Origin of the sequence: Streptomyces sp. NPDC057287 (genome assembly GCF_042667905.1) — a bacterium.
Classification (GTDB): Bacteria; Actinomycetota; Actinomycetes; order Streptomycetales; family Streptomycetaceae; genus Streptomyces.
In genome coordinates, this window is sequence record NZ_JBHUYV010000021.1 from 89879 (window position 1) to 107289 (window position 17411).

General features: G+C 68.6%; 20 protein-coding genes. 9 read left to right on the top strand and 11 right to left on the bottom strand.

The window, feature by feature from the left end:
- Nucleotides 1-37 precede the first annotated feature (37 nt).
- Both ACFUNE_RS31730 and ACFUNE_RS31735 read left to right on the top strand, forming a co-directional pair.
- Nucleotides 38-433, top strand: a complete 396-nt coding sequence (locus ACFUNE_RS31730) for a hypothetical protein (protein ID WP_383575143.1) — start codon at nt 38-40, stop codon at nt 431-433.
- A gap of 58 nt (nt 434-491) precedes the next feature.
- Nucleotides 492-749, top strand: a complete 258-nt coding sequence (locus ACFUNE_RS31735; protein ID WP_383575145.1) for a Tn3 family transposase — start codon at nt 492-494, stop codon at nt 747-749.
- Between the two features lie 247 nt (nt 750-996).
- Here the strand turns inward: ACFUNE_RS31735 and ACFUNE_RS31740 are convergent, their stop codons facing one another.
- From ACFUNE_RS31740 to ACFUNE_RS31750, 3 genes are all read right to left on the bottom strand, one after another.
- Nucleotides 997-1935 (bottom strand): MerR family transcriptional regulator, encoded by a 939-nt coding sequence (locus ACFUNE_RS31740; RefSeq protein ID WP_383575147.1) that lies wholly within the window; start codon nt 1933-1935, stop codon nt 997-999.
- Nucleotides 1936-2566: 631 nt separating this feature from the next.
- A complete protein-coding gene (locus ACFUNE_RS31745) occupies nt 2567-3367 on the bottom strand; it encodes a maleylpyruvate isomerase family mycothiol-dependent enzyme (protein ID WP_383575149.1) in 801 nt (266 codons plus the stop codon).
- Nucleotides 3368-3944: 577 nt separating this feature from the next.
- Nucleotides 3945-4496 (bottom strand): AAA family ATPase, encoded by a 552-nt coding sequence (locus ACFUNE_RS31750; RefSeq protein ID WP_383575151.1) that lies wholly within the window; start codon nt 4494-4496, stop codon nt 3945-3947.
- Between the two features lie 242 nt (nt 4497-4738).
- Between ACFUNE_RS31750 and ACFUNE_RS31755 the strand changes: the two genes are divergently transcribed.
- The 3 genes from ACFUNE_RS31755 to ACFUNE_RS31765 all read left to right on the top strand — a co-directional run bounded on the left by ACFUNE_RS31755 (nt 4739) and on the right by ACFUNE_RS31765 (nt 5838).
- Nucleotides 4739-4903 (top strand): hypothetical protein, encoded by a 165-nt coding sequence (locus ACFUNE_RS31755; protein ID WP_383575153.1) that lies wholly within the window; start codon nt 4739-4741, stop codon nt 4901-4903.
- Nucleotides 4904-4908: 5 nt separating this feature from the next.
- Nucleotides 4909-5169 (top strand): transposase family protein, encoded by a 261-nt coding sequence (locus ACFUNE_RS31760; protein WP_383575155.1) that lies wholly within the window; start codon nt 4909-4911, stop codon nt 5167-5169.
- A 483-nt stretch (nt 5170-5652) separates the two neighbouring features.
- Nucleotides 5653-5838, top strand: coding sequence for a hypothetical protein (locus tag ACFUNE_RS31765; protein WP_383575157.1), 186 nt, complete (start codon nt 5653-5655; stop codon nt 5836-5838).
- 119 nt (nt 5839-5957) lie between these two features.
- Here ACFUNE_RS31765 and ACFUNE_RS31770 read toward each other — a convergent pair whose 3' ends face one another.
- From ACFUNE_RS31770 to ACFUNE_RS31790, 5 genes are all read right to left on the bottom strand, one after another.
- Entirely contained in the window at nt 5958-6407 is a 450-nt protein-coding gene (locus ACFUNE_RS31770; RefSeq protein WP_383575159.1) for a hypothetical protein, read from the bottom strand.
- A gap of 86 nt (nt 6408-6493) precedes the next feature.
- Complete coding sequence (locus tag ACFUNE_RS31775) at nt 6494-6745, bottom strand: hypothetical protein (protein ID WP_383575161.1); 252 nt, start codon at nt 6743-6745, stop codon at nt 6494-6496.
- Nucleotides 6746-6849: 104 nt separating this feature from the next.
- Nucleotides 6850-7122 carry a hypothetical protein gene (locus tag ACFUNE_RS31780; RefSeq protein WP_383575163.1) on the bottom strand — a complete coding sequence of 91 codons (273 nt, stop codon included), beginning with the start codon at nt 7120-7122 and terminating at the stop codon, nt 6850-6852.
- Nucleotides 7123-7163: 41 nt separating this feature from the next.
- Nucleotides 7164-7628, bottom strand: a complete 465-nt coding sequence (locus tag ACFUNE_RS31785) for a hypothetical protein (RefSeq protein WP_383575165.1) — start codon at nt 7626-7628, stop codon at nt 7164-7166.
- A 100-nt stretch (nt 7629-7728) separates the two neighbouring features.
- Nucleotides 7729-8607: an oxygenase MpaB family protein gene (locus tag ACFUNE_RS31790; RefSeq protein ID WP_383575167.1), complete on the bottom strand. Its 879-nt coding sequence runs from the start codon at nt 8605-8607 to the stop codon at nt 7729-7731.
- A gap of 218 nt (nt 8608-8825) precedes the next feature.
- Between ACFUNE_RS31790 and ACFUNE_RS31795 the strand changes: the two genes are divergently transcribed.
- Entirely contained in the window at nt 8826-9293 is a 468-nt protein-coding gene (locus ACFUNE_RS31795) for an SRPBCC family protein (RefSeq protein WP_383575169.1), read from the top strand.
- 539 nt (nt 9294-9832) lie between these two features.
- Here ACFUNE_RS31795 and ACFUNE_RS31800 read toward each other — a convergent pair.
- Entirely contained in the window at nt 9833-10570 is a 738-nt protein-coding gene (locus ACFUNE_RS31800) for an SDR family NAD(P)-dependent oxidoreductase (protein WP_383575170.1), read from the bottom strand.
- A gap of 84 nt (nt 10571-10654) precedes the next feature.
- Here ACFUNE_RS31800 and ACFUNE_RS31805 point away from each other — a divergent pair, with 84 nt between their 5' ends.
- From ACFUNE_RS31805 to ACFUNE_RS31815, 3 genes are all read left to right on the top strand, one after another.
- Nucleotides 10655-11296 (top strand): TetR/AcrR family transcriptional regulator, encoded by a 642-nt coding sequence (locus ACFUNE_RS31805; protein WP_383575172.1) that lies wholly within the window; start codon nt 10655-10657, stop codon nt 11294-11296.
- 841 nt (nt 11297-12137) lie between these two features.
- Nucleotides 12138-12842: a GPR1/FUN34/YaaH family transporter gene (locus ACFUNE_RS31810; RefSeq protein ID WP_383575174.1), complete on the top strand. Its 705-nt coding sequence runs from the start codon at nt 12138-12140 to the stop codon at nt 12840-12842.
- A gap of 183 nt (nt 12843-13025) precedes the next feature.
- Entirely contained in the window at nt 13026-13595 is a 570-nt protein-coding gene (locus tag ACFUNE_RS31815; protein ID WP_383575176.1) for a hypothetical protein, read from the top strand.
- A gap of 76 nt (nt 13596-13671) precedes the next feature.
- On the opposite strand, the gene ACFUNE_RS31820 is transcribed toward ACFUNE_RS31815, so the two are convergent.
- Together ACFUNE_RS31820 and ACFUNE_RS31825 are read right to left on the bottom strand one after the other, a co-directional pair.
- Nucleotides 13672-14880: an McrC family protein gene (locus tag ACFUNE_RS31820; protein WP_383575178.1), complete on the bottom strand. Its 1209-nt coding sequence runs from the start codon at nt 14878-14880 to the stop codon at nt 13672-13674.
- The gene (locus ACFUNE_RS31825) at nt 14877-17102 is read right to left on the bottom strand and encodes an AAA family ATPase (protein ID WP_383575179.1); all 2226 of its coding nucleotides are present in this window, start codon (nt 17100-17102) and stop codon (nt 14877-14879) included. The genes ACFUNE_RS31820 and ACFUNE_RS31825 overlap by 4 nt, the downstream gene beginning before the upstream one ends.
- Nucleotides 17103-17411: the final 309 nt, after the last annotated feature.

A 17411-nucleotide genomic window follows, 5' to 3' on the forward strand; every position in this document is an offset into this window, starting at 1 on the left:
CGCTGCCGCACTGGCGGCCCCTTCCCAAGGAGAGACGATGAACGACACCCCTCCCCAGCACCTGACCGACGCTGCTGACGGCATCCGCGCCTTCAACCACGCCTCCCAGAGCACCGGACCCGGCTGGGAGGCCCCCACCGACTCGTACACCGCGCTCGGAACCCTGTCCTACCTGGTCGGGATCCTCGGACAGGCAGTCGAGCAGTCCACCGCCCCTGTACGGCACGCGTACGAGCAGGGCCGGATCCGGATCGACGGGAACGGGAACACGGAAGCGAAGTTCGGCGAGCTGCTGGCCGCCCGCGAGGAAGGCATCGCAGCCGCGGCCGCACTGACCGCTGCTGTGCAGCGCATGCACAACGCCGTGTCCCCCATGGGGTACGACACCACAGGCCTGCCCGAGCTCGAAGACGACGAGGAGCACGTGGTCTGATGACCAAGCCGAGACTCATCGTCGAGTAGCACGACCAGCTCGGGATGCGACTCGCAGCATGCGCGAAGAACTCCGCATCCTCAGCCTTCATGTCACCACGCTGCTGATGCAGGAAGTCCTGGCCGATCCGAAGTGGACGGACAGGCTCACCGACGCGGACCACCGGGCGCCGTCACCGCTGTTCTGGACCCACGTGAACCCGTACGGCCGGTTCGAGCTGGACGTGAACAGCCGCCTCGACCTGGACTTGCCCATCCGGGCGACGGTGCCCGGCCCACGCACCCAGCAGGGAGGGGTTGCCGCAGCCCCGGCGTGACAGCCGGGCTCTCCTCGCTGACACATCAACTCCATGTGCCGCTACCGGTGCAACTTCGCGGCCCTTGGGGCACGGAGGGGGCGGCACCCCTCCGGGACCCGGGCATCCGCGAGGACACCGACGACGCGTAGGCGCGGTTCCATGCGTCCGCTCCTACCCAGGGGTTCACGCCCTGCCGGATGATGTGCAGCAGGGCCTGGATCTCACCTCGGCGACAGCCGGTCCATCCCGCTCCGCAGCCGACCCGTCATCCCTGAGTCCGAGCCTGCAGAGCACGGACGGCCCAGTCGAGCACCGGCCGCAGGCTCTCCGGGGCCGGCCAGCCATTGATCACCGCAAGCAGCGAGAAGTACCGCTCTCTGCGAGGGTCGTTCATGCGCTCCAGCCGGGCCAGGAACTGCCGCCGCGACTCGGCGTCGTCACAGCAGTCGAGAAGATGTGCGCAGCGGGTCATGAGGACCGCGACAATCGGATCGGCCCGGAGCGCCGCTGGTTCGACACCCGCTGCCACCACCGGCGAGATCTGATCACGGACAATCGCAGCCAAGTCGCTGTTCAGCGTGGGTGGACTGCCCTGGATGTACCCGGCCGTCTGCTCCTGGACCATCTGCCGCACGAGGGCGCGAAAGTCTGGGTCCTGGGACAGCTCGGCCAGTTCCACCCACGCCTGGACCTGCTCCGTATCGGGGTTGTCCGGCAGTTCCGGAGTCATCGAGCGCATGATTCCCGTAAACGTGGAGCCGGTACCCGCACCGCCGAACACGGCGTCGAGGAAATCGCCGACCAGCTGTCGGCGTTCGACTTCGGAGAGCTTGGCCAGTTTGTGCATCAGATGTGTCTCCTCAGGGGTAGCCCTGCGCTTCGCCACGGCGGTCAGCACTGCACGCCGCAGCCGCAGGATTCGGATCTGCACGTCCAACGCGTCGGCGTGTGCTGCGGCAACCTCCGACAGCGTGAGTTCCCGGTCCATGACCTTGCGGATGGCCGATAGGTCCACTCCCAGGTCGCGCAGGGTTCGCACAAGATCGAGGCGTGCGACGGCGTCGTCGTCGTAGAGGCGGTAGCCGGCCGGGCTGCGGTCAGCGGGCGGTACGAGTCCGCAGTCGGAGTAGAACCGGATGGTCTTGACCGAGGTTCCAGACCGTCGGGCCAGTTCGCCGATCGAGTAGAGCGTGTGGCCGTTCACGTCCCCACCCTCCGGTCTCCCCCTGCTGGAGACTCAAGCCCGTGAACTCGCGACGGTCGGATTCTCACAAACGATCCTTTCCCGGATCAAGATCGAAAATGATCGGCGGGGGCAGTCGGGATCGCGGATTCACTGTCACAACTCGTTCTCACTCGCAGTGGAACCAGGCATGTTCTGAGAAATTTGCGTGACAGCATGCAGGTCTGACGGGCGCCCAAACCGAACGCATGTCCGAAACGGACGACGCCGAGCGCAACCTCTGCTCACGCTGTCACGCAGCACCAGGCTCACCCTGCCACTCGCGCTCCGGCGCGGTCGCCGGCGCCTAACCACACCGGCCGCTTCACCAAGGTGCCCCGGCTCGCGAAACTCCTGCGCGTGCCCGCCCTCCGCCGACGGCGGCCCTACCAGCCGAAGCGGCCAGGCACCCTGGGGCTCACGCCCGTCATCCCCGACACCCCATCGAAGCCGCAGCTGTCAGGGCCGACGACCGCGTCCGCTTTGACCGACTGCGAGTCGATCACGCCCGCGCCCGGCTCCGAGTCCCGCCCGGGCCGCACTCGGCGTCCGACCTGTCGGTGGGAGTCGTGTCTCCTCGGCATGAGGCGCGGCCGACAGCCCCCGCTACGTCCTACTTCTCCTCCGGCTCCCAGGCGCGGAGCAGGTCGAGCAGCCCTGCGTCTCCGTCAACGTGCAAGGAGTCGGCCTGGATCCGGTCGTACAGGTAGAGGACCAGCTCGCTGGCTGTGCCGTGGACGGAGGCGCCGGCTGCGTCCCCGTCTTCGCCGGTCGCGGCGGTGGGCGCGGGGATGCGGGTGGTACGTGCGCCGTCACCGTCGACGGTGAGGCGCCAGGAGCGGCCCTCGGCGGCGTGGAAGTCGAAGGCCGTGGGCTTGTGCGGCCAAGCGCTCGGCGTTGCGCAGACGGTGAACAGGAACTCCTCCACACCGTCGAGTGCCGGCTCGACCGGCAGCGGCTGCGGGGCGCCCCCGGCGAGTTGGGCGTCGTAGGTGTGCACTGCCGTCTCCTGGACCCGGTGCCGGGCGGTGCCGCCGGCGGTCTGCGGTGACTGCGACGCGGGCCACCACGTCCAGCAACCGCTCTCCGGGCCTGCCTCCCGCAGGGCGCCCAGCAAGAGTTGCGTCGACGCGTCCAGCCAGGCCAGCAGGGCCTCACGCTCCTGCGGCACTTCCAGCGTGGCGCGCGCAGCGACGGCCTCGGCCGGGGGAGCGTCGGCAGACCCCGCGCCCACGATGGCGGCCCAGAAACGGTCTCCCCCACCCAGGTGCTTCACCAGATCGAACAGCGTCCACCCGGGGCAGGTCGGCACCTGTGCGTCGAGACCGGGCGCGGCCGCGACCACGGCGCGGAAAGCGGTCGACCGTTCATCGATCAGTCGCAACAGGTCAGGGAACTCAAGAGTCTTTTCCACGCTGGATGTCTATCACCGTGCTCCGGTGATCGGACAGCGGTTTTTTCAGTCGCCGCCGGTTGGCCGCTGCGGACGTCCTCGCCTCCCACCGCTCGGGTGACAAGCTGCGCACTACTGCCAGGACGCCTGGTGGTGGCGGCATGCCAGGCGTCGCGCCTGTGGGTGCTCTGGCCCCGCCGTGCGGCCGGGCACCTCGGCGACGTGACGTCCACCCGGTGCGCGCGGTCATGCTGTCGCTCGATGTGATGGACGCGGAGGTCACGACGGCGGAGGAGTGCTGGTCGGGTCGGGAGTTCAGGTGACTCCCGCCCCGACCAGCACTCCTCAAGTTCAGATCAACAACAGCCACTGAGAGAGACGGACAACCGGACGCCTGGGAAGTCACTCGATCTCGTCTCCGCCGCAGCGCCCAGTCCCGGCATACGGATTATCTGGGCACGCGCAAAGCGGTTCCTTCTACGAACTCTCCATGAGCGAGATCGTGACAGCGGCACCGATCAGAGACGCAGCTATGAGAATGACGAGGCAGCCCGAACAGCCGTATCGCTCAGGTGAAGTAGCACCCAGTCAGCCTCGGTCAGTCGGCCTGTACTCGGGCGGCGGAGAGGTTGTCGAGAATAGATGAGACTGTCTGGACCGGGGTTTGCTCCGACGTGTCCAGCCAAAGCCCGATACGCGGCGTCTCCTCGCGTAGAGTCCGGTCGAGGGCGTCGACTGTCCAAGCGGCGCCGTATCCGGTCTTCGGCCGCTGGGCTTCTCTACTCCGCACGGTTGCCGTGGACGGTGTCAGCACGACAACGTACAGGGGTCGTGTACGCACCCTGGCGACATACCCGTCCAGGTCTTCCCCCAGGACGATGTCCTGCACGACCGCGGTCCAACCGTGGTCCGCGTACTCGTCAGCCACCAGCGCGGACAGCCGGTAGCGTAGCTCCAGTTGGGCTCTGGCCTCGGCGGTCTCTTCTGGCAGCAGTTCCTCCCGGCCGGACACCACCATCCGCCGGAAGACGTCGCCGCGCACGTGGGCGGCACGAGGCAGCCGCCCGGCCAGCAACTCCGCCACGGTGGACTTCCCTGCCGCCATGACGCCGGTGATCAGGACTACTGCGGAACCCAGTTCGCTGCCCACGGAAACCCTTCGTGTACATACGGCGATCCCTCTTCAGGAGAGGGCGCGAAGTCCCTGGTAGGACAGTTTCACCACGAGATCGTCCGCTCAACCAGAGGCTCACGTCGGTCACCTATGCTGCCACGCTTGATGTCCCACGCCGCATAGTGGTTTACCTCTCCCGGCTGCTCGTCTCAAACCGGCGTCGTCTGCGCACACCGCGCGGGTCACGGGCGCCGAGCGCATTCCGTCAGGCGGTCCTGGTGCTGCGCTGGTTCCGCGAGCATGGCTGCGTGCACTGCCTGGCCAGGGACGCCGGCGTCGCGCAGGCCACCGGTTACCGCTACCTCCACGAGGGCATCGACGTCCTCGCTGCTCAAGCCCCCTACCTACACCAGGTGTTGGACAGCTGCGCGAACCGGTACTGAGTCACGTGATCCTGGACGGCACGCTCGTCGAGAGCGACCGTCTCGCCGGAACCCGGGAGAACGGCAACGATCTGTGGTGCAGCCAGAATCACAAGAGCTTCGCCGGCACCGTCCAGTTCCTCGCGGCCCCCGACTCCACCCCGCTGTGGGTCTCCGACGTCGTGCCGGGCTCCATCCCGGACATCACTGCCGCCCGGGAGCACGTCCTGCCCGCGCTGTACAAGGCAGCCGCCGACGGCCTGCCGACCCTGGCCGACAGGGGCTGATTCGATGCTGGCATCGGCATCCACGTTCCGGTTCGCCGCCCGAAAGGGAAATCGGAACGCGCTCTTGATGCCGACACCCGCACCACGAACTCCCTGATCAGAGGCCTCCGAGCCCTCGGCGAGCGCACCGCCGCCGAGCTCAAGGAACGCTCGCGCGCCCTCAAGCGCATCACCCTGAGCCCAGCCGTATCGGCGAAATAGCCCGCGTTGACAGAAGCCGGCTTCCATCGAGTGTCGGGCATTCCGTCGGTCTGCCCCGCCCCGGGCAGCCAACGGGTGCACCTACGTATTCGATTACGTAGTTCTACTGACGCCTCGGGAGGGCAGCGTCGGGAGACTCATCCCATGAGCTTCCTGAAGGAGCCGTGGTGTCACGCCGGGAAGCTTGCTCACTCCCCTGCTGGGCAACGGTCTCCAGCTGTCCAACGGGTAGCGAACACTGTCCGGTCAATAAAGCCCGCCATAACATTGGAGAGTCCTCCGTTGGTTTCCAAGATTCGTGTCCTTCTGGGCATGCTTGTGCTGCTGGCACTGGCCCTCGGCGCCATCGCCCTGCTCGCGGCCATGAAAGCCGATGCCACCTGGTTCACGATCGTTCCTCTCGGCATCCTCGTCATCGGCGCGTCCGTCGTCCAGTCGCTCGGATGGTTCAACAAAAAAGTCAGGTGACTGCCCGGCCGGTCACAGGGCACACAGCTTCTGCTTCGGCGTCCTGCCCGCGGGGCGACGGCAGGCCCGTTCGCCTGGCTCATCCGGGTGCCATCGAGCAGCCGGTCTGCAACCTCCTGCTAACTGATCGCGGCCGGTACGGCTTCCGCGTGGACCGACACGGCGGTGAAGTACAGTCCGTCGCCGCTGAGCCGGAGCGTCGAGGGCAGGCTGTCACCGAGGGCATCCGAAACCTCGGCGGTCGGGTAGCCGAATAGGTCGATGCCGCACAGGACAACTGGACAGGCAGACGGCCCGGTAGCCGTGAAGGGATCGCGGGTGAGGCCGATGCCGGTCAGGCCGGAGGTGTGCTGCTGCCGGCCCCGGCGGTCCGTGATGTCTCCGTACGCGTCGAGCCTCAGACCCCGGTACTGCGCGGTGAAGGCCCAGCGGGCACCGCAGACCCAACCGACGCGAACATCCGCGACGGTGGCGACAGCCCACTGGGCGGCGCGCTCGTCCATGCCCAAGCGCAGGGTGCCGGCACGGCCAGGAAGTCGGAGACCGCTCTCGGGAAGCAACTCGAACATGCGGAGATGGTCCCAATGAATGACAGTGCGCCACAAGCCGGAGACGATGACCACCTACTGTCGGCTGCAACAGCCGTTCCCTGTTCCTACGGGTCCGCGACCTGGGCAGAGCCACCCCCCGCGGCCGCCCTGGGAGCTGCTTCACCACCTGGGGCAGCGTTCAGGAGCGCGGTGAAGCCTTCGACGTCGACGTCGACGTCGCCCCCCGGCTCGGCGGCCATCTCCAGGGTGAGGTCGATGGGGAAGCCGTAGGTGTCGTGCAGCGGGGAACGCCTGCGCGCCGGGCAGGTGGGACCGGCCGCCGTTCTCCCTGACCTGGGCGGCGGCGCCTGCTGCACCGGCAGCGGTCCAGCAGGGGCGCATTCGACAGGATCACGCGACACGAGTGCGTCGCGGCCCTGCACAGCCCGGCAGCGACGTCCGCACGGACGCGACGGCGGCTTCAGCAGAACCAGCCGTTCTGCACCCACCCCCTGCGATTGATGTCTCCGTAGGCGAAGCCGTAGACCCAGTCCCCGCCCCCCTCCTCGACTAGGAAGGTCTGGCCGCGGGACAGAGTGCCCATCCATGCTCCGTGGGGAGCGGTGACCCGTACGAAGAGGTCCTGGGCGCAGACGGTCTCGCGCTTTCCCACCGTGCCGTCGGCCGCGCCCGCAGGGCTTGCCGTCATCAGAACCGCAGCGGTGGCCAGAGTCAGGGCTGCGAGCTTACTCATCCGGGTCATGACTCGTCCGTTCCGTCGTGGCTTCAGAGGGCTCACCAGGATCCGTAACCGCCGAGGCATTCCTGCCTCACGAAGCCCCAGTCGTTCGGTCCGAAATCGAAAGTGGCAGCCCAACCGTTGTAGACCGGGTGAGCGCCCCTGGTGTGCCCGACCTTGTCACCGCGCGAGAGGGTCCGTTTGAGCCCGGCCGGGCCGGATGAGCTGTCATAGTTCGCGTAGAAGCTGGCGCTGTCGCAGACGATGACGGCATGTTCAGGAACGGTCGGATCGGCGTGCGCGACCCCCACAGGGACGAGAGCCGAGGCGGCGGCCGTGGTCAGGGCGAGGACCGCTCGCCATGTAGTGGACATGACAGCAATGATGAAGGAACAACCGCCCCACGTCGAGAGCAGGCCGGACGCGCTCGGCAACGCGTCGCACAGCGGTGTCCGGTGTGTCCTGATCCTGGGCGACCACGCTGCACGGACGGCCCCTCTCAGCACCATCGCGATCACCATCGCGAGGAGCTCGCCGAGCAGGGCGAGCGCTGCTCCGCACCGAGCCCGCCACCGCCACATGACAGCCCCCCCCTGCCGGACCATCCACCACCCCCGACCCTCAGGGCCGTACCCCTTCCCGGGGCCCGCGCATCGCCCATCTGATCAAGCCTGTAGCCCCTCGACCGCTCGGCACCAACACCCACCGCTCCCCCACCCCCCAGCGCGGAAGGTTCAGTTCAGCAGTCGCCCAGCGGGGCAGAAGGGCAACAGCGTTACTCGCCAGGGCTGCATAGAACGGCAACGCGAGAACAGGTACCGGGGGCCGCAGTAGCAAATATCGTGTGGTCTCCCGCGCCTGTGGCGTACACCGCAGCTCCGCTCGGTACTCCTCCAGGCGCGCCCCCAGCTCCTGGACCGACCGAGGCGGGGAGACGACGCCCAACGCCTCGGCAATGCGCGCCATTTCCGCGACGTACCGGGAACATTCACACTCCGTGAGAGGCCGCACTCCGAACCTCTGGTGCGCCCAGAGGAAGCTCCCGGTCTCGGCTACATGCACCCACTCCAGCAGGTGGGGATCGGAGGCACGGTACGGCACACCCTCGTCGGTTACGCCTTGGATTCGCGCATGCACACCCTTGACGCGCTCACAGGCCGACCGCGCGCTGTCAGCCGTGCCGTACGTCGTGGTGGCGAGGAAGGTGCTGGTGCGCTGAAGCCGCCCCCAGGGATCGCCTCTGAACCCGGAGTGAGCGGACACCGCAGCCATGGCTACGGGATGGAGGGACTGCAGGAGCAGCGCCGACAGCCCACCGATGAACATCGCGCTGTCCCCGTGAACGCGGCGCACCGGGCTGTCCAGCGGAAACCAACGGGGACCAGGCGTGTTGTGTATCGCATCCCTGTTCCGAGGACCGTCCGGACCGGCTACACGCTCGAACAAGAGTTCGCCAGCGCGCTCACGCAATGCGTCGAGCGCACTCGGGAGAACGGGCATAAGCGCTCCTCGCCACTCCGCCGACCTGGTCTCGCGGTGGGCCGGCCCGGACGTGTGCGCCGAGACGGACCCGTAAACCTCAACCTCATGATCCGCACGACGCGAGGCGCCCGCCACTCGTCAGCACGGTAGGACCTGCGTCCGATGATCGCGCACAGGGAAGGAGACAGCTGTGCCCAGCCCGGGCACGAAACACCATGCGATCTCCAGGAGTCGTAGTGATCAAGGTCGAACGCGTCATGCACTCGGACCGTCCGCGCGACGAGATCGTCGCCTACATGGCCGACTTCTCCCACGCCGAACAGTGGGACCCCGGCACCATCACCTGTCGGCCGGTCAGCGCCGGTGCCCTGCCGGAGGTGGGCGCGGAGTGGCTGAACGTCTCCTCGTTCCGCGGACGCCGCACCGAGCTTCGCTACGAACTGACGCAGATGAGCAACGACCGGCTCACCTTCGTCGGGCGCAACAAGACGGCTACATCGACGGACGACCTGCACTTTGAGCCGCATTCAGGGGGCACCCGGATCACCTACCGTGCGCAGGTCGAGTTCCACGGAGTGGCGCGGCTGGCTACGCCCGTGCTGAAGAGGGAGTTCGAACGCCTGGGAGATGAGGTGTCCGAACAGCTTCCGGCCGCACTCCGACAGGCCCTGGGCCCGTCCGCACCCGGACCGCAACAGATCTGACCCGGCAAACCGGGGCGGGGCCTGCAAACGGCACCGCCGCAAAGGCCGACCCTCGCAAGCACCCGGCCTCCCCGGACTCGCCGTCGCCCTCTTTTGCCGCCAGAACAGCGGACAGCAGTTCGACAGGGAGCATGCGGGCGATCATCGAGCTGCGGGCCGGGAAGCCGAGGGCGAAGCAGACGGCCTGGAGGGCAACCACCGCGTGGAGCGGCCCACGCGATCGACCCGGCGACGCCCACCGGGGCAAGCACCACGGAAGGCAGGGACGATCCTGTGGCTTGGGCCAGCCCCAGCTTGCGCCGGTCGACGGTGTCGGCGACGACCTCGCGGCAGAGCCCGAGGAGCACCAGCCGGACGAGCGGAAGAAGGCGGACCCGGTGATGTCGCAGTCCTGGCGGGAACAGCCGGACAGGGGCGTCCCGACGACGCGGTGGTGCGGGGGTACCTCCTGCCATCAGGAGGTACCCCCGCACCTGTTCCTACGGCAGAAATTCCCGGAACGGCCCGTCGGGCGTGAAGGTGCGATGCGCACCAGTCGTTCAGGCCCGGGTGTAGCCGCCGTCCGCGAAGAGTTCGGCGCCGGTGACGAATGACGAGGCGTCCGAAGCCAGGAACAGAGCGGCCTCGGCGATTTCCTCGGCGTCGGCCAGTCTCCCCAGTGGCACGACGGCCTCCGCGAACTGGTCGACGTCCGGCCCGGCGGCGCCCAGCAGGCCGGGGGTCCGCGTCGGTCCCGGACTGAGCACGTTGACCCGGAATCGGCGCTCCCGTGACTGCCGGGCCCAGTTGTGCACGAGGTTGGTCACCGCTGCCTTCGAGGCGCTGTAGACCTCGAGTTGCTCATTGGGACGCATGCTGTTGCTCGAGCCGATGACCAGGACGGAGGCGTTCTCCGCCAGCAGCGGAAGGGCCTTCTGAACGGTGAACAGCGGGCCTTTGACGTTGACGGCGAGCGTCAGGTCGACGTTCGCCTCGGTGTGGGCGCCGAGCGCGGCGTCGGCGACGACTCCGGCGTTGGCCACCAGCACGTCGATGCGTCCGGCCTCCTCGCGGACTCGCGCGTAGAGCGCGTCCAGGTCGGCCAGGACCGAGACGTCGGATCGTACGCCGGTGGCCGCGGGGCCGATCTCGTCGACTGCCGCTTCGAGGCGGCCGATGTCCCGGCCGGTCACGAAGACCCGAGCGCCCTCCCGGACGAAACGGTGGGCGATGGCCAGCCCGATCCCGCTGGTCCCTCCGGTGATCACGGCCACCTTCTCCTGCAGTGCGCCTGGCATGTCGAACCCCTCGAGTTATGGAATGGATCGTCCATAACGTAGGCAGTAATGGACGATCGAGTCAAGAATGGCTAGGGTGAGACCATGCCGAGACCACGCGCATTCGACGAACGCCAGGTCCTGGGCCTGGCCCGGGAACAGTTCTGGGTGACCGGCTATGCCGGAACACGGATGGACGACATCGCCCGGGCGACCGGCCTGGGCAAGGGCAGCCTGTACGGCGCGTTCGGCGACAAGGGCAAGCTGTTCCACCGTGTGTTCGACGACTGGTGCACCGCGGTCGTCGAGGTGGCCGAAGGGCGGCTGGCAGGCGCCCCGGACGCGGAGGCCTTGGCCCGGCTGTCGGGATACGTGCACCTGATGGCGGAGAACACCGCCTCCGACACCGAGCGCCGCGGCTGCCTGTTGGCCAAGGGCGTGGCGGAACTGGCCCAGCACGATCCGACGGTCGCCGGGCGGTCCGCCGAGACCATGACGGCTCTGCTGACCCTGCTGCGGACGGAGATCAGCGCCGCCCAGCGCCACGGCGACATCGATAGCGCTGCGGATCCGGAGCGGTTGGCAGCACTGCTGCTGACGGTGGTCCGCGGTATCGAAGCGGTGGGCAAGGCCGGCCTGAACCCGGAGACGCTACGAAACGTTGCAGATACCGCACTGGCGGTCCTGCCCGTGCCCGAGGGGCAGAAACGCCTCGCAACCGGACGCAGTCAGGCTCGCGAGACCTGATCGGTGCCATCCCGGTCGCATGATCCGCCGGACAGTGCCTGATGACCTGGGTCAGAGGTTCACCGGCAGTGGCCGGCGACCTGTCGAGGATCTCGTCGGCGGTCCTGGTCCAGATGATGGGCCACGGGTGGTCGTTCCAGCGGCGCCCAGCAGCGCGGCAAGTCCTGAGTCCATGGGCCCGGTCTGCCGCCCTTGTCGCTCATCCGGTTCGAAAGGGCTGCCCAGTTCGAGCCGCGTCGGAGGCCGCCCGGAACTGACAAGCCCACGGGCGGCACAGGAACGGCGTCGCCAGTGACCGGCACCGCAGCGTACTCGGGGCGTGCGAGGTGGCGTGGCGTCACGTCCTGCTCATCCGGATCCCAGGCCGGAAGCTGGTCGAAGAGGCGCCGGTCGCCGCCGACCTTCAGGGAGTCCACCGGAATCCGGCCGTGCAGGGCCAGCACCAGCTCACCGGCCGTGCCCCCAATTGTCGGGCCTGGCGCCGCTGTCCTCGCAACTGTGCTCGGCCTCCACATCATCACCGCCGTCCGGTGGCGCCGACTCGCCGCTACCGGCTGGAGCGCCTCCCCCTCATCGTCCTCGGCAGCATCAAGGGCGCCTCGGCCCTTCCGAAGGCCGACCCCACGGCCGCCGAGTACCGGGGCCCGAACCGGGCGGTGCATCAGAACGGAGCTCGTCGCGTCCGGAGCCGGCCGAGTCCGCGCCGGCGAGGCGCTCGGCGATGTGCGGTGCCGCACACCAGCCGCGGCGGCATGCCCGCCCCGGCCACCAAGACGCGAACGCCGGCGCTGCCTGCGGTTGCGCGTGGCCGCAACCCGGTCAGAACTCGTACGCTTGCGCGGTGCCCCAGGATTCCGGCCCGAACGGCCCCTCAGAACCGCTGAAGACCGACGCAGTGACGCGCATCGTGCTGCGCCCGATTGCCAGCCCGCTGCCGCTGGGCTTCTTCGCCCTCGGCATGGGCAGTACGGTCCTGTCCTCCCTGCAGGTCGGCTGGGTGCCGGCCGCGCAGAGCAGCATCCTTCTGCTCCTCGTCCTCATCTTCGTCGTCCCGCTCCAGCTCATCGGCGGGCTCTTCGCGTTCATGGCCCGCGACGCCGGCGCCGGCACGGCGCTGCTCCTGCTCGGCGCCGCCTGGGCGGGAACGAGCGTGACGTCCTTGGACTCCCCGCCCGGCAAGCCGGTGGTTGCACAGGCCGTCTTCCTCCTGGCGCTTGTCCCGTTCGTCCTCGCGCTCGCCGGGGCGGCCGCGCAGTCCAAGCCCTTGTTCGCCGTCCTGCTCACCCTCACCGCGGTGCGCTTCGCCCTCACGGGACTCTACGAGGCGGGCCTCGGGAACGCGTACCAGGTCGCGGCGGGCTGGACCGGTTTCGGCATCGGAGTCTTCGCGCTCTACGGCGGGCTCGCCCTGCTTGTCGAGGACGGCAAGCAGCGCACTGTGCTGCCGCTCTTCCGCCGAGGCAAGGCCCGCCAGTCCATCGAGGGCGACCTGCGCGAGCAGCTCACCGAGGCCCAGCAGGAGGCCGGGGTGCGCCACCAGCTCTGACCGCTGCCGTGGCGCTGAACGTAAGGCACGCCCTGGCAGCGGCGCAGACGAATGCACTGGATGACCCTCTTCGCCAGTTCCCGCATCTGCTCCTACCGCCCACGTGCGTTCGGCGCCTGCAATATGGCTCCGGTCCTGACAACTGCGAGGGCCGGCCTGTGGGTGCCGTCCTAAGCTTCCGGGATGAGTAACTCTGCTGCGGCTGCTGTCCTCACAACCGCCGAGCTGGCTGAAGCGATACGTGCGGTGCGCGCCCTGCTGGACATCGCGGACGTCGGTCAGGGAGAGGTCGACTTCGAAGCCGTGATCAGGTCGCGGGATGTCCTGGCGCAAGTACGTCACGTACTGCCCGACCTCGAATGGTGGGCGTCAGCCGGCAAGGAGTACGGCTCGTCGGAGGCCGGCGACAACCCTGCAGACTGCCTGCCGATCCGAGTGTTCGACTGGGGTCGTCCGCTGGACCTCGCTGAGCCCTTCATCGCCGCTCTGGGGTCGGATGCCGGAGCTGTTCGGTGGGATCTGGACGCGTGGCCTGCGGTTCCCGAGGCGGGGCTGGAGGCGATCTCGCAGAAGTACGCGTACCTCACGCTGACGGTGAATTCCCGGGACCTCTACCAAAACGATCCGTCTCAGGACCACACCATCCACGTGCACGCCCGGGACCGGGACGGTGACCAGATCTCCCCTGTCCATTGGCTCGCCGGTCAAGTAGGCGGCCAATTCACAGGCTGGGTGGAGTCGGCATACCTGTGACCCCTCAGCAAGCAGGAAATACCACCGTCTCCGTCCAGCTCTGTCACATGACCGGCCGGACAACTCCTAGGCCGCTTCAGGCAGAGGCTGCCGACGCTGCTCTGACGGCCAGGGCGGCTGTCTGGGCCAGGAGTCCCGCGGGGGGTTCGTCGAGGTTCAGGGCGTGGGCGGTGATCGTGACGGGGGAACGGCGGATCACGTGCTCGACGGCAGCCGTGCCCGCGGTCGTGGCCGCATAGACGAGGTGGCCGCGAGTGACGCCCAGAGCGGTGCAGTAGGCGAGAAGCTGGTAGAGGTGCTCCACGGGCGGCGCTGTGGGCTTGAGGAACATGTACTTCGCGTCCATCACCGAGATCGGGCGGCCCTCGCGGTAGAGAACGAGGTCGGGGCGTAGGGATGCCCGGCCGGCCACGTCCAGGCGGTGGCCGTCCTGGGGAGCGCAGCGGATGCTGTGGCGGGCCAGGGCTTCGCCGAGTGTCACCGTCACGAAGCGTTCGAAGACCTTCGGCAGGTCCAGCAGGAAGCCGTCCGCCGGGACCGGTGCGCCTCCTTCCTGTCGTATCGAGCGGCCGGACAGGAGGAGTTCGGCCAGCCTGAGGGCCTGAACGTAGCGGGCGTTCAGGCGTGTCGGGGTCCAGGTGGGAAGGGGTTCACCGGGGTGGGGACGGCGGACGCCGTGGAGGCGCTCGGCGAGGTGGCGGAGATTCAGGCGCGTCGACCGGGGGACGCCCGGCAGGTACGCGGCCAGGTGCATGCCTGCCAGCAGGATGCGGTTCTCGGGGATGTCCGGGGTGTGGTCGTCGTACCGGACCGATATCGGCAGGGGCAGCCCGGTGCGGCGCAACTGGGCCGTGGTGCGGATGCTCCCTCTGATCAGGGGAAGCTCCTCCTCCACCTCTCGGTAGCCGTGCAGGACACCTGCTTCGAGGGTGCGGCGGGCGGCGCGGGCCAGCAGGTCGGCGAGAGCGGGGAGGAGGTCGTCCGCCGTGGCCGCGGTGACCGGCTCCGGGCGCCAGGGGTCGGTGGAGGTGTAGGAGAGCAGGAAGAGGAGGTCCCTGATGCTGAGTTTGGGACGAAGGCTGAGATGGATCGACCCGCCGGATCGCGTGCGCAGGCGCACCGTGCCCACCTTCTGATTGCCACGCACGGTCCAGCGCCCGCCCGGTGCCGGCGTCAGCCGTACCAGGTCCGGCACGGCGACCAGGGCCGCCACCTGGTCACCCGTCAGTTGGTGGGTGCCGCCGGAACCGGTCTCCTGGACGGTGAGGGTGAGGTCTGGGCTCACGATTCGCCGGTCGGGGACGGGGAGTCGAGCGGCCTGTCCGGCGAGGCGACGGCCTGGGACGGGAGGGCGGCCGGCGGGTGTGGCGGCGCGACAGCCGCGCGCAGGGAGTCCAGGCCGTACTCCGCCTCGACGTCGACGCCCGTGCCGTGGAGCTGGTCCTCCAGGAGCGGCAGGATCTGGGTGCGCCAGATGAGGTCCAGGCCCCCGGGGCGGACGGCGGCGGGCTTCATCAGGTACGACGGGCCGATGGCGCGGTCGGCGTCGCCGAGGCGGGAGTTGAGCTCGTCCAGCAGCAGGGCGGCGGTGTCCGGGAGGCCGCGGGCGTGGAGCCAGCGGGCCAGCAGCCCCCGCACCGGCGGCTTCTCGGGGGAGAGCCGGCGGAAGGCGAAGCGGCGGCGCATCGCGGCGTCGACGAGCGCGATCGAGCGGTCGGCGGTGTTCATCGTGCCGATGAGGAAGAGGTTGGCGGGCAGGTGGAACGGCTCGTGGGGGCTGTACTGAGTGGTGACGGGCTCTTCGCGGTACTCCAGCAGGAAGTACAGCTCGCCGAAGACCTTCGCCAGGTTGGCCCGGTTGATCTCGTCGATGATCAGGACGTACGGATTCGCCGGGTCCTTCCGCGCTCGCTCGGCCAGCAGTCTGAACGGTCCCGGCAGCACGTCGAACGCGACCGAGCCGCTGTCGCCGCGCACGGGACGGAAGCCTTCGAAGAAGTCCTCGTAGGTGTAGGAGGGGTGGAACTGGATCAGCTCCACCCGGTCCCGGCCCGCCAGATGTCTGGCCAACGCGCGAGCGACATGGGTCTTCCCGGTGCCGGGCGGGCCGTGCAGCACCAGCTGGAGCTGGTCCTGGAGCTGTTCGGCCGTCTCCCGAAGCCACTCCAGCGGCATGAGCAGCTCGTCCGCAAGCTCCTGTGTGACCGCCGGGAATTCGAGGGGTCTGGTGACATCGACGTCCACCAGTACCTCGGCGATCACGGCTTCCAGGCCCGCGCGTTCCGCCAGTTCGGCGGCCACGCTGCTGATGTCGTACACCGTCGGTGGCAACGGCAGCCGCGCCTGGACCTTCTCGGGGAGGTCGGCCCGGACAAGAGGGCGTTCAGCAGTCGCCCAGCGCACGGGGCGGCGACGGGCGTTGTCGAGGCTTTCGGAGGGGTCGTACGTCGGTGGGCCCTGGACCGTGCCGACGTGCACCTCGTCCGCGGTGACGGTGACGACCAGGTCGCCCGGCTGGATGACGGTCAGGAAGACATGGAGCTGGTAGGCGGCTGCGGCACGCATCGGGGCGGTGGCTTCGGGCATGGCCTCGGCGACCGCCTGCCGGACCTCGTCCTCGGTGGCGCCGGCGGGAATCTCCGGAGCCTCCCGCCAGGAGACCGAGCAGTAGCCCTGGCCGAGCCAGGCCGGGATGAAGTCGTGGCCGTCCACGTTGTGGCCGCGCACCAGCCAGCCGCGCTGCTCGTGCTGCACCGCGCCCTTGCGCCAGCGGCCGACCCAGGGCTCGTCGTAGAAGTCGACGGTCTGTCCCGTCTGTGCCTCGAGCGCTCCGCTGAGAGTCAGCAGGTCCTTGTCGTCGTTGCCGGTCGGGGCGGGAAGCTCGTCCGCGAACGCCTTGAGGATCTCGTGCTTGTGGTGGGCACTGGCAATGGGCTGGAAGTCGCCCGGGAAGAGCGTGAAGAGGAGTACGTGGATCTGGGCACGGCCCTTCTTGTGGCCGACGGAGTCCTGGATCTCGAAGCAGAGGGCCCGGAACCGCCAAGGGTCTTCGAGCAGGGCCTGCCGCTCCGGGCGCTCCGTCCCGGCGAGCCGCTCCACGAGGAGGACCAGGATCTGGAACTGCGCCCAGCGGTAGTTGAGGAAACCCTGCCCACCGTGGAGGAAACCCTTCAGGGCGGGCGTCATGTCCTGGTCCACGTCCAGGTGGTGGTCGGCCCAGGACAGCACCTCGCGGAGGATCTGGAGCTTCTTCGGAAGGCCGATCTGTTCGGGGACCAGCGGGGCCATGTTCACGAACAGCAGTTCGGCGGCGAGGACGATCGTCTCGTCCGGAGCGTCGGCGAGTTGCCGGCGCAGCTTGACGAGAAAGGTGTCCGACGATTCGTCCGGCCGGTCGACGAAGCGGGCACGCAGATCGGAGGCGGTCCCGTCGGTCCACGCCGCCAGTTCCGGCTGGAACGCGGACTTCCCGCTCAGTAACCCGTCGCGGAAGATCCGTTGCACCACCGCCGCGACCTCAGTGCCGTCCGGCCTTCTCGCCACAGTTCGATCCCCACCCCTCGTGTGTTTCGACGTGCCCACCCTAGTGAGAGAACCGGGCATGCGTAACGACGTGGAGCGGCCGCCTCCCGCCGCTGGCGTTCGAACCGCTGAGACCTCGGTGTCAGGTCCGGCCGGTTGCCACCCGATGTGGGCTTCGCGGGCGCTGCTCACGGGATTGATAGGCATTCAGGTACATGGGCGGGTGACGTTCACGGGCTTCGGCAGCACTGAGTGCCTGCCAACGCGGCAGCACCGGAGGGGTGGGTGGCCGCT